Genomic DNA, 12,652 nt, shown 5'->3' on the forward strand with positions numbered 1-12,652 from the left:
CACGCCAGCCGCCTCGCGCTGCGTTCCACGCTTGGGATATCCGCTGCCACCGGCATGATGCTGATTGCGCCGGGCCAGGCCTGGGCTGACTGCATCGTCGGCGGCGTCACCGTGCAGTGTACCGATACCTCAACCACCAATACGACATTTCCGGCCAATCCACCGGCCGATCGCGACTATCAGGGCGCGTCGGCTAGTCCGATCCAGATCATCGTCGACGCGGGCAAGACGGTCAGCGGCAATGGCCTTGCGGTTTCCAACACTGGCACTGGTGGCGTCACCGTGACCAATAACGGTACGATCAGCGTCGATGCCGGCAATACCCCAACGGCGGGCGGCACGGCTGCCCTGACGCTGAAGGCCGCCGGTGGGCCGATCACCTATACCGGTGGCGACGTCATCAACAACGGCAGCGGCAACGGGCTCGATGCGGCCCAGACGGGCGGCGTCGGCTCAGTCGATATCAATGTCGGCGGCAATATCTCGGCGGCGGCCGGCGAAGGCATCACCGTTCGCGATGTGACCACCAGCACGGGCGTGAATGTGGTGGTCGGCGGCACGGTCACGGCCCTTGCGGGCGGCAAGGACGGCATCGACGTTCAGACTCAGTCGCTGGCCGGCAATGTCACGATCGTCGCGAATGGCGATGTGAAGGCTGGGAACGCCGGTATCGTGGCGGCAGTCTTCCCGGCTGCTGGCACCGGCAACATCGATGTCACTGCGAACGGGGCGATCGACGCCAGGTTCGGCGTGGATGCGGAGAACTTCGGCACCGGCTCGACGACGGTGAAGACGGTTGGTCCGGTGACCGTCACCACGGGCAACGGTATCTTCGCGCTCGCCACCGGCGGCAATGTCACCGTTACCGCTGGCGACGTCAGCGCCGACAGCAACACCGCCATCGTCGCGCAACAGACAAGTGCGGCTGGTGCGGGCGTGGTCGATGTCACGGCGGGCAATGTTTTGGGCACGACTGGCATCGTGGCCACGAACACTGGCACCGGCGCGACCAATGTCGCTGCGACTGGCACGGTCACCGGCACTTTCGCCGAAGGCATCAAAGCGACCGGCAACGGTGCCGTAACCGTGGCTGTAGCCGACACGGTGACCGGTGCGACAACTGGCCTGTTGCTGACGGGCGGCAGTGGCGGCACGGGCGATATAACAGTGACCGGCAGCGGTGGGTTCGTCGGCGGCACGGGCAACGGGGCGACGATCCAGAACAATGGCTCGGGCAATGTCCTGGTCGACATCTCCGGTGCCAGCAGCTCGGCTGGTGGCGAAGGCATCACCGTTCGGGACACAGCCGCTGCCGGCAACACCAGTGTCACGACCGGGTCGGTAACCGCATTGTCAGGCGGCAAGGATGGCATCGACGTCCAGACCCAGTCGCTGACGGGCACTGTCACGATCGTCGCGAACGGCGATGTGAAGGCGGGCAATGCCGGCATCGTCGGGGCGATCTTCCCGGGAGCCGGAACGGGCAGCATCGACATCACCGCCAACGGCGCGATCGATGCGCGGTTCGGAATCGACGCCGAGAACTTCGGCGCCGGCTCGACCAGCGTGAAGACGGTCGGCCCAGTGACGGCAACGACCGGCAACGGCATCTTCGCGCTGGCGACTGGCGGCAACGTCACGGTCACCGCAGGCGATGTCAGCGCTGACAGCAACACGGCGATCGTTGCGCGCCAGACCAGCGCGGCGGGCGCCGGCGTGGTCGACGTGACCGCGGGCAAGGTCTCCGGCACGACCGGCATCGAGGCCACCAACGCGGGTACTGGCGCGACTAATGTCGCGGCGACTGGCACTGTCACCGGGAGCTTCGCCGAAGGCATCAAGGTGACAGGCAACGGCGCCGTCACCGTAGCGGTCGCCGATACGGTGACCGGTGCAACGACTGGCCTGTTGCTGACCGGCGGTACCGGCGGGGCAGGCGACATCAAGATCACCGGTACCGGCGGCTTCGTCGGCGGGACCGGCAATGCCGCGACGATCCAGAACAACGGCTCGGGCAATGTCCTGGTCGATATCTCGGGGGCGAGCAGCTCGGCCAGTGGCGAGGGCATCACCGTCCGCGACACCGCTGCGGCTGGCGGTGTCAGCGTCACGACTGGCTCTGTCACGGCCCTTACGGGCGGCAAGGACGGCATCGACGTCCAGACGCAGTCGCTGACCGGCAATGTCACGATCGTCGCGAACGGCGATGTGAAGGCGGGCAATGCCGGCATCGTCGGTGCGATCTTCCCGGGCGCCGGAACGGGCAACATCGACATCACCGCCAACGGCGCAATCGACGCCCGGTTCGGGATCGACGCCGAGAACTTCGGCACCGGCTCGACCAGCGTGAAGACGGTCGGTCCGGTGACCGTCACCACGGGCAACGGCATCTTCGCGCTCGCCACAGGCGGCAACGTCACGGTCACCGCAGGCGATGTCAACGCCGACAGCAACACGGCGATCGTTGCACGTCAGAACAGCGCGGCTGGTGCGGGCGTGGTCGACGTGACCGCGGGCAAGGTCTCCGGCACGACCGGCATCGAGGCAACGAACTCCGGTACCGGCGCGACCAATGTCGCAGCGACCGGTACGGTTACGGGGACCTTTGCCGAGGGCATCAAGGCGACCGGCAACGGCGCCGTCACCATCAACGTTGCGGACACGGTGACCGGTGCGTCGACCGGCCTCCTTCTGACTGGGGGCAGCGGCGGCTCGGGCGATATCACGGTGACTGGCACTGGCGGCTTCGTCGGCGGGACCGGCAATGCCGCGACGATCCAGAACAACGGCTCGGGCAATGTGCTGGTCGATATCTCGGGCGCGAGCAGCTCGGCCGGCGGCGAGGGCATCACCGTTCGGGACACCGTCGCTGGCGGCAATATCGACGTCACGACCGGGTCGGTGACCGCCTTGTCGGGCGGCAAGGACGGCATCGACGTCCAGACTCAGTCGCTGACCGGCAATGTCACGATCGTCGCGAACGGCGATGTAAAGGCGGGCAATGCCGGCATCGTCGGGGCGATCTTCCCCGCGGCCGGCACCGGCAACATCGACATCACCGCCAATGGTGTGATCGACGCGCGGTTCGGAGTGGATGCCGAGAACTTCGGCACTGGCTCGACGACCGTGAAGACGGTCGGCCCAGTGACCGCGACGACTGGCAATGGCATCTTCGCGCTCACGACCGGCGGTAACGTCACGATCATCGCAGGCGATGTCAGCGCTGACAGCAACACCGCCATCGTTGCGCGCCAGACCAGCGCGGCGGGCGCCGGCGTGATCGACGTGACCGCGGGCAATGTCTCGGGCACGACCGGCATCGAGGCCACCAACGCGGGTACTGGCGCGACTAATGTCGCGGCGACCGGTACGGTCACCGGCAGCTTTGCCGAAGGCATCAAGGCGACCGGCAACGGCGCGGTCACCGTGGCGGTCGCCGATACGGTGACCGGCGCGACCACCGGCCTGTTGCTGACTGGGGGCAGCGGCGGCTCGGGCGATATCACGGTTACTGGCGCGGGCGGCTTCGTTGGCGGGACCGGCAATGCCGCGGCCATCCAGAACAACGGCTCGGGGAATGTCCTGGTCGATATCTCGGGGGCGAGCAGCTCGGCCAGTGGCGAGGGCATCACCGTCCGCGACACCGCTGCGGCTGGCGGTGTCAGCGTCACGACTGGCTCTGTCACGGCCCTTACGGGCGGCAAGGACGGCATCGACGTCCAGACGCAGTCGCTGACCGGCAATGTCACGATCGTCGCGAACGGCGATGTGAAGGCGGGCAATGCCGGCATCGTCGGTGCGATCTTCCCGGGCGCCGGAACGGGCAACATCGACATCACCGCCAACGGCGCAATCGACGCCCGGTTCGGGATCGACGCCGAGAACTTCGGCACCGGCTCGACCAGCGTGAAGACGGTCGGTCCGGTGACCGTCACCACGGGCAACGGCATCTTCGCGCTCGCCACAGGCGGCAACGTCACGGTCACCGCAGGCGATGTCAACGCCGACAGCAACACGGCGATCGTTGCACGTCAGAACAGCGCGGCTGGTGCGGGCGTGGTCGACGTGACCGCGGGCAAGGTCTCCGGCACGACCGGCATCGAGGCAACGAACTCCGGTACCGGCGCGACCAACGTCGCGACCACCGGTACGGTCACCGGCAGCTTTGCTGAGGGGATCAAGGTGACAGGCAACGGCGCCGTAACCGTGGCGGTCGCCGATACCGTGACCGGTGCGACGACCGGCCTGTTGCTGACCGGCGGCACCGGCGGCGCGGGCGACATCAAGGTCATCGGCACCGGCGGGTTCGTCGGAGGCACGGGCAATGCCGCGACCATTCAGAACAACGGCTCGGGCAATGTCCTGGTCGATATCTCGGGGGCGAGCAGTTCAGCCAATGGTGAGGGCATCACCGTCCGTGACACGGCCGCTGGCGGCAACATCGACGTCACGACCGGCTCGATGACAGCCTTGTCGGGTGGCAAGGATGGCATCGACGTCCAGACCCAGTCGCTGACGGGCAATGTCACCATCGTCGCAAACGGCGATGTGAAGGCGGGTAACGCCGGCATCGTCGCGGCGATCTTCCCGGCTGCCGGCACCGGCAACATCGATGTCACCGCCAACGGTTCGATCGACGCCCGGTTCGGGATCGACGCCGAGAACTTCGGCACCGGCTCGACGACGGTGAAGACGGTTGGTCCGGTGACGGCGACGACCGGCAATGGCATCTTTGCGCTCGCCACAGGCGGCAACGTCACGGTCATCGCAGGCGATGTCAGCGCCGACAGCAACACCGCCATCGTTGCACGTCAGACCAGCGCGGCTGGTGCGGGCGTGGTCGATGTCACCGTGGGCAAGGTCTCCGGCACGACCGGCATCGAGGCCACCAACACGGGCACCGGCGCGACTAATGTGACGGCGACCGGCTCGGTCACCGGCACCTTCGCCGAGGGGATCAAGGTCACCGGTAACGGCGCCGTAACCGTGGCCGTGGCCGACACGGTCACCGGTGCGACGACCGGCCTGTTGCTGACCGGCGGCACCGGCGGCACGGGCGACATCACGGTGACCGGCACCGGTGGGTTCGTCGGTGGCACGGGCAACGGGGCAACGATCCAGAACAACGGCTCGGGCAACGTGCTGGTCGACATCTCCGGTGCCAGCAGCTCGGCTGGTGGCGAAGGCATCACCGTTCGGGACACGGCTGTTGCCGGCAACACCAGCGTCACGACCGGCTCGGTAACCGCATTGTCAGGCGGCAAGGATGGCATCGACGTCCAGACCCAGTCGCTGACGGGTAATGTGGCGATCGTCGCGAACGGCGATGTGAAGGCTGGCAACGCCGGCATCGTCGGCGCGATCTTCCCGGGCGCCGGGACGGGCAACATCGACATCACCGCCAATGGTGCGATCGATGCGCGGTTCGGTGTGGATGCGGAGAACTTCGGTACCGGCTCGACCAGCGTGAAGACGGTTGGTCCGGTGACGGCAACGACCGGCAACGGCATCTTCGCGCTGGCGACGGGCGGCAACGTCACGGTCACCGCAGGCGATGTGACCGCGACCGGCAACACCGCAATCGTCGCGCAGCAGACCAGTGCGGCCGGCGCCGGCGTGATCGATGTCACCGCGGGCAAGGTCTCCGGCACGACCGGCATCGTGGCGACCAATACGGGCACCGGCGCGACCAACGTAGTGGCGACCGGCACGGTCACCGGCACCTTCGCCGAAGGCATCAAGGCGACCGGTAACGACGCCGTCAGCGTGGCAGTCACCGGCGTGGTGACGGGCGCGACCCGGGGCCTTACGCTGACAGGCGGATCGGGCGGCGCGGGTGACATCAACGTCACTGGCGTGGGTGGCTTTGTCGGCCTCAACGGTGACGGGGCGAACATCCTCAACAACGGTTCGGGCAAAACCACCGTCAACATCTCCGGCGCCAGCGCCGCGACGGGTGGAGACGGCATCCATGTGCGCGATACCGGGGCGGCCGGCTCGATGTCCGTGGCCACCGGTGCGGTCACCGCGCTGGATGCGGGCGCTAATGGCGTGGACGCGGTTTCAGCCTCGTTGGCCGGCAACGTGACGGTCGTGGCCAATGGCGACGTGAAGGCAGGCAATGCCGGCATCGTCGGCGCGCTCGTCGATGCCGCCGCCACCGGCAACGTCGACGTGACCGCCAATGGCGCGGTCGACGCGCGCTTCGGTGTCGATGCCGAGAATTTCGGCTCCGGCTCGACCGTAGTGAAGACAGTGGGCCCGGTCACGGCCACCAGCGGCAACGCCATCTTCGCTTTGTCGACTGGCGGCAACGTCTCGGTGACGGCTGGTTCCACGACGTCCACCGGTAGCACCGCGATCATCGCGCAGCAGATCAAGGCTGGTGGTGCAGGCACGATCGACGTGACGACGAGCGGTGCCGCCTCGGGCACGACAGGCATCGTCGCTCAGACCAGCGGAGGCGGCAACATAACCGTTGCGGCAGGGGGCAATGTTACCGGCACGAATGGCGAGGGCATTTTCGTCCGCAACGTCAACGCGGCGGCCAGTGCCGGCAAGATCGACGTGTCGGTCGCGACCGGCAGGACCGTTGCCGCGACCGGCGCAAACGGCATCTTCACTGACTCCGGTCTCTCGACCGGGCTCACCACCATCGCCCTGGGTGGCAACGTCGTGGGCGGCACCAATGGCATTGGCGCGCTTTCCACGGCGGGCGCGATCAAGGTGACTGGCGCCGGCGCCGTTTCCGGCGGCACCAAGGCCGGCATCGCCGCTCAATCGGGCACCGGCACTATCGATATCCTCGCCACCGGTTCGGTGTCGGGCGCGACCGATGGCATCAGGGCGGCTTCCACCAGCGGCAACGTCACGATCTCGGGCGCCGGTCCGGTCACCGCGGCCAGCGGTTTCGGCATCGTCGGCGTCAGCGATGCGGGCAATGTCATCATCGCCCCCGCATCGACCGTGAAGACCACGGGCGCCGAGGGCATTCGCGGCCAGGCCGGTGCCACTGGCAGTGTTATCATCACCACGGCGGGCAAGGTGACCAGCAGCGGGGCCGGCATAGTGGCCATCACCAACAACGGGTCCTCCACGACCACGACCAATGGTGATGTCTCGGCGGTCAGCGCGGGCATCGTCGGCAACGCAACGGGCAGCGGCAGCGTCTTCGTCAACGCCAACGGGAATGTCTCCGCGTCCAACGGCACGGGGATCTCCGCCACGCTACAGGGCGCCGGTGCCGGCTTGATCACGGTCAGGCAGGCCGCGGGCACGCTGATCACGGCGACCAACGGCAACGGCATCGAGACCGATAGCGGCACCTCTACCGGGGCAACCGCGATTATCGTCGCAGGCGAGGTCCAGGCGACCGGTGCCGGCCATGCCGGTGTGTGGGGCAAGTCCACGACGGGCAACATCACCGTGCAGGTGATGGCGAGCGGCAAGATCGACCCCGACTTCGGCGTCGCTCTCTCCACTGCGAGCGGCGCGCTAGCAGTCGAGAATGCCGGTCTGATCACGGGAACGATTACCGGCGTACGGTTGGCCGCCAGCGGCAACGGGACGGGCTCGATCACCAATTCCGGCACGATCTCCGGCGGCGCCAATGCGGTGTTCGGCACCTTCAACAACGGAAGCTTCACGCTGAACAATAGCGGGACGCTGAACGGTGCGCTCAACATCACGGGCTCTAATGTGGCGGCATCGACGGTGACCAACGCGACAGTCGGTACCATCAACTTCGGATCGGGCGTCTCCAGCGTGTCCGGCAGCCTTTCCAATGCCGGCGTCGCCAATATCGGCGCGGGCGGCTCGGTGACGTTCCTCGGCAGCACGCTCAACAACGGCCGAATCAACTTCGGCGGAGCCGGGACCTTCACCACCAATGGTGCCATGACCAATACGGGTATCATCAACGCCCAGAACGGCCTGACCAGCAATGTGGTCACCGTGGGCGGCAATTATGTCGGCGGTGGCCAGGTCTGGGTCGATTACAGCACGCTGACGGCAAGCGCCGATCGCCTGAACATCGGGGGCACTGCATCGGGCAACACCAACGTCGCGATGAACCGCGTTGGGGTTCGTACCTTCGTCGCAGGCGGTTTCCTGCCGGTGGTGACGGTAACGGGCGGCGCCCCCTCGACCGCCTTCACCTCGAACACGCCGTTCGCGACGACGGGCTTCATCCTCGATAGCTTCGGGCAGAACCCGGCCAATGCGAAGCAGTTCGGCCTGATCCAGACGATCAACCCCGAATCCGCGTCACTGGGCAGCATCAGCTATATCGCCGAGGCCGCCTCTGCCGTGCTGGATGAACCGATCAGCCCGTATCTGAGCACCAGATCCAACCCATCGGCCGGACAGAAGACGTTCAGCCTGTGGATGCGTGGCGCCAGCGGCCATACGCGCCAGACGATCGGATCGACCTTTACCGGTGGCGGTGTCACCGTCGCCTCGGTTGGCTCCATCCGCACCGAGCACCAGGCGCTGACCATGGGCGCCGATCTGGGCATCCTCAACGTCGGGAGCGGCTGGAACTTCCATGTCGGTGTGCTGGGCGGCTGGTATGATGGCCAGGCCATCATGTCTCCAACGCAGCGGATCGGTGTCGAAACGCCATTTGTCGGGGGCTATCTGGCGATCGACAACGGAGCGTTCCAGCTCGACGGCACGCTGCGCAAGGAATGGCGCCATTACGACATCGTCCTGCCCGCTCTGTTCGTTGCGCAGCGCCAGAAGCTGGACGGCAGCGCGACGGCCGGATCGGTCCACGCGTCCTATCGTGTCGGCGTCGGTGGCTTCGGGGCAACGCCGTTCCTCGGCTTCAACTATGCAGACAGCAGCATCGACAGCCTGCCGATCGATCCCCTCAGCGTCTATATTCCGGGCAAGGACAGGACCAAGATGGGCGAGGCGGGTCTGCGGCTTTCCTATCGGGCCGGAAGCGATACCGGCGTCGTGATCGAGCCGTTCGCGAGCGCCTCGGCGCTGAAGAACTGGTCGAACCGTGACGGGGCCGCGTTCACCTTCGGCGTTCCCGCAACGAACTTCGCGCTGGAAACGACGACTTGGGACGATGCGATCCGCTATTCGGTCGGTCTGGTGGCCAAGGCCCGCGAGGGTAAGATCACCGGCTTCCTGGTCGGCAACGTCAATGATGGCTCGGGCCTGCATAGCGTGACGGTGAACGCCGGGGTACGGTTCAACTTCTAAACGGATTGTGTTGGGGCCGGCCTACCGTCAGAACCAGCTTATGGAGGCCGAACCCGAAACCCTGACGCTAGATCTCGATGGCTGGGAGGGTCCGCTTGATCTCCTGCTGGCGCTGGCGCGCAACCAGAAGGTCGATCTGCGCGAGATTTCGATCCTCGCGCTGGTCGACCAGTATCTGCGCTTCGTCGAGGAGGCGAAGGCGATCAAGCTGGAGCTGGCGGCCGATTATCTCGTGATGGCGGCCTGGCTCGCCTATCTCAAATCCGCGCTGCTGCTGCCGCGCGATCCGGAGGAGCAGCCCAGTCCGGAGGAACTCGCGCTCCGCCTCCAGCTTCGGCTCGAGCGGTTGAATGCGATGCGCGAGGCCGGTGCGCGCCTGTTCGTGCGGGATCGTCTTGGTCGCGACGTGTTCCCGCGCGGGGCTCCTGAGGGGCTGCGAACGGTGCGCAAGGCGGTGTGGCAGGCCGAGATCTATGACCTGATCGCCGCTTATGGCCAGATCAACGCGCGCACCCGCCCGGTGATGCACATCGTCGCGAACCGGCCGGTGATGACGCTCGAGGCAGCGCTCGAACGGGTATCCCGCCTGATCGGGGAACGGATAGAGTGGAGCGTGATCGAGACGTTCCTCCCCGAATCGGCTGCCGGCATCTTCCGCAAGTCAGCGCTCGCCTCCAGTTTCGTCGCGGCGCTCGAACTGGCGCGGCAGGGCAGGGTCGAGCTTCGCCAGAAATCGCCGTTCGCGCCGCTCTATCTCAAGGCCCCGGCGCTCGAGGCGCAGCGGTGAGGACGGCCGACGATCTCACCCGCGCCGTCGAGGCCGTGCTCTTCGCGGCGACCGAGCCGATGACGGTGGATGCCATGCGCGCGCATTTGGGCAATGCGGACAATATCCGTGTCGTCCTGGACGAGATCCAGGCCGACTATGCAGGCCGCGGGATCGAACTGGTGCGGCGTGGCGATCGCTGGCATTTCCAGACGGCGGGCGACATGGCGCATTTGCTCCGCCGCGACCGCGAGGAACCGCGCAAGCTCAGCCGGGCGGGCATCGAGACGCTCGCGATCATCGCCTATCACGAGCCGGCGACTCGCGCCGAGATCGAAGCGATTCGGGGCGTGCAGATATCGAAGGGCACGCTCGATGTGCTGATGGAGGCGGGCTGGATTCGGCCCGCAGGCCGCCGCGAAGTGCCGGGACGGCCGCTGTTGTATGCGACGACGCCGGAATTCCTCGCGCATTTCGGGCTCGCCAGCAGGCGTGACCTGCCCGGAATCGACGATCTCAAGGCGGCCGGGCTGCTCGATCCGATCGATCTGGCGCTCGAACATGCCGGCGATGCCGATGAGGACAACGTCGAGGTAGAAAACCCCGACGAGGAAGCCTAGATAGAGGCCTGTCCTAGGAGAATGGTGATGGGTAGTTTCAGCCTGATGCATTGGCTGGTGTTCGGCGTGATCGCGATCCTCGTGCTGGGGGGCGGGCGCTTCTCGAACATGATGGGTGATGTCGCCAAGGGCATCAAGCAGTTCAAGAAGGGTATGGCCGAGGAAGACGAGGCCGTGCGCGAGCCAAGCCGGATCGAGACCAAGAAGGTCACCGAACCCGTGATCGAAGTCGAGTCCGAGAAGCTCCGCGAGGAGCGCTGAGCGTTTCGAGAGGCGTCATGCCGGGACGGGCCCGGCATGACGATTGAGGGCGGCTGGCGCGATCGCGAGCGCGCCGGCCGGCCGTTTCCCGTTTTGACCGCTCCATAGAGTTTTCGCATGTTCGATATCGCGCCCACCGAATTGCTGCTCGTCGGGATGGTGGCGCTGCTCGTCATCGGCCCGAAGGATTTGCCCAAGGCGATGCGTTTCGTCGGCTATTGGGTGTCGCGTGCGCGTGGCGTGGCGCGCCAGTTCCGCTCAGGCTTCGATTCGATGATGCGTGAGGCCGAACTGCAGGAAATGGAAAAGAAGTGGGCGGAGGAGAATGAGCGGATCATGCGTGAGCATCCGCCCACCCCGCAGCAGGTGCTGCCGATGGCGCCGCTTGTCGAGCCGCAGGGAGAGGGGAGCGTGGACGCCGTGGCGCCAGCGCCTGTCGATCACGAGGATGCTCCTCCGGTGATGGTCGAGCCGCCGGTCGTGGCGACCAAGCCCCGCGCGCCGCGCAAGCCGCGGGCAAAGGTGACCGCGGCTGATCCCGCATCTGACGAGGCCGCGTCATGAACGCGCCGGTCGACGATCTGGAAGCCAGCCGGGCGCCGCTGCTCGATCACCTGATCGAGCTGAGGCGGCGCCTGCTCTATTGCGTCGCCGCGATCGTTCTGAGCTTTTTCATCGCCTTTTATTTCGCGCGCCCGATCTTCGCTTTCCTGGTGCACCCGCTGGTCGCAGCCGGCCAGAGCAAGATCATCTACACTCAGATTTTCGAGGCATTCTTTGTCCAGGTGAAGGTCGCGTTCTTTGCCGCGATGATGCTGTCGTTCCCGGTGATCGCCAACCAGCTGTGGCAATTCGTGGCGCCGGGCCTGTACCGCCAGGAAAAGAAGGCGCTGCTCCCCTTCCTGTTGGCCACGCCGGTGCTGTTCATCGGCGGCGCGGCCATGGCCTATTACATCGCGGTGCCGATGGCGCTGCACTTCCTGCTATCGTACCAGGGTGATCTGGGCGGCATCCAGCAGGAAGCGCTGCCGTCGGTGGCGAACTATTTGTCGTTCGTCATGCAGTTCCTGTTCGCGTTCGGCGTGTCGTTCCTGCTGCCCGTCGTCCTGATGCTCCTCGAGCGAGCCGGGATCGTGACCCGCAAGCAGCTGATCAGCGCGCGTCGCTATGCCATTGTCGGCGCCTTCGCGATCGCGGCGGTGCTGACTCCGCCCGACATCGGCTCGCAGCTGCTGCTCGCCATCCCACTGTGTCTTCTTTACGAGCTCGCCCTGATCGGCATCTGGTTTACCGAGCGCAGACGCGCGAAGACGCCGGCCGAACCAGAAAGCGCCTGATAAAAAAAGGCCCCCTCCACATGGAGGGGGCCTTTTTCGTGCCCGAAGGTCGGGCGCTTATTTCGCGTCGTCAGCCGTCTTGGCGACGGTGCTGCCGGCCGAGGACACATCCTTGCCAACACCTTCGACGGTATTGCACGCGCTGATCATCAGCGCTCCAGCTACGAGGGCGAGTCCAACAAGCTTACGCATCGACTATCTCCTGAAAGGCTTTTGCCCTTGGTTCAATGAATGGCAGGCGCGTTCGTTCCGTGATGGAAACGGCGCGATACTGCTGGGCTGAAAGAATTTGGGCCCGGTAGCGCCACCGGGGGGGGAGGGTTGACGCTTCCGGGCCCATGTCTTGGATAGCGAGAGCGGGGGGGCATAAATTCACTATCCGAAGCTAACAACGTCACTCCTGAAAGCCGGTTCCAACGATTTCAAAATTTTTTTCGATTCTTTTGAATCGC

Annotated in this window: 7 protein-coding genes; 6 read left to right on the forward strand and 1 reads right to left on the reverse strand. The window is 65.9% G+C overall.

Annotated elements, in window-relative coordinates; translation table 11 throughout:
• Window positions 1-54 precede the first annotated feature (54 nt).
• From U1769_RS08785 to tatC, 6 genes are all read left to right on the forward strand, one after another.
• The gene (locus U1769_RS08785) at window positions 55-9,216 is read left to right on the forward strand and encodes a hypothetical protein (protein ID WP_332714795.1); all 9,162 of its coding nucleotides are present in this window, start codon (window positions 55-57) and stop codon (window positions 9,214-9,216) included.
• Between the two features lie 40 nt (window positions 9,217-9,256).
• Entirely contained in the window at window positions 9,257-10,003 is a 747-nt protein-coding gene (locus U1769_RS08790) for a segregation and condensation protein A (RefSeq protein ID WP_332714797.1), read from the forward strand.
• Entirely contained in the window at window positions 10,000-10,602 is a 603-nt protein-coding gene (gene scpB, locus U1769_RS08795) for an SMC-Scp complex subunit ScpB (protein WP_332714799.1), read from the forward strand. The genes U1769_RS08790 and scpB overlap by 4 nt, the downstream gene beginning before the upstream one ends.
• A 27-nt stretch (window positions 10,603-10,629) precedes the next feature.
• Window positions 10,630-10,863 carry a twin-arginine translocase TatA/TatE family subunit gene (locus U1769_RS08800; RefSeq protein ID WP_332714801.1) on the forward strand — a complete coding sequence of 78 codons (234 nt, stop codon included), beginning with the start codon at window positions 10,630-10,632 and terminating at the stop codon, window positions 10,861-10,863.
• A gap of 117 nt (window positions 10,864-10,980) precedes the next feature.
• On the forward strand, window positions 10,981-11,427 hold the full coding sequence (gene tatB / locus U1769_RS08805; RefSeq protein ID WP_332714802.1) for a Sec-independent protein translocase protein TatB: 447 nt from the start codon (window positions 10,981-10,983) through the stop codon (window positions 11,425-11,427).
• Window positions 11,424-12,200: a twin-arginine translocase subunit TatC gene (gene tatC, locus U1769_RS08810; protein WP_332714804.1), complete on the forward strand. Its 777-nt coding sequence runs from the start codon at window positions 11,424-11,426 to the stop codon at window positions 12,198-12,200. Before tatB ends, tatC begins: the two co-directional genes overlap by 4 nt.
• Before the next feature lie 57 nt (window positions 12,201-12,257).
• Here the strand turns inward: tatC and U1769_RS08815 are convergent, their stop codons facing one another.
• On the reverse strand, window positions 12,258-12,392 hold the full coding sequence (locus U1769_RS08815) for an entericidin A/B family lipoprotein (RefSeq protein WP_332714806.1): 135 nt from the start codon (window positions 12,390-12,392) through the stop codon (window positions 12,258-12,260).
• Between the last annotated feature and the right edge of the window lie 260 nt (window positions 12,393-12,652).

The organism is Parasphingomonas zepuensis (assembly GCF_036663735.1).
Taxonomy (GTDB): Bacteria; Pseudomonadota; Alphaproteobacteria; order Sphingomonadales; family Sphingomonadaceae; genus Sphingomonas.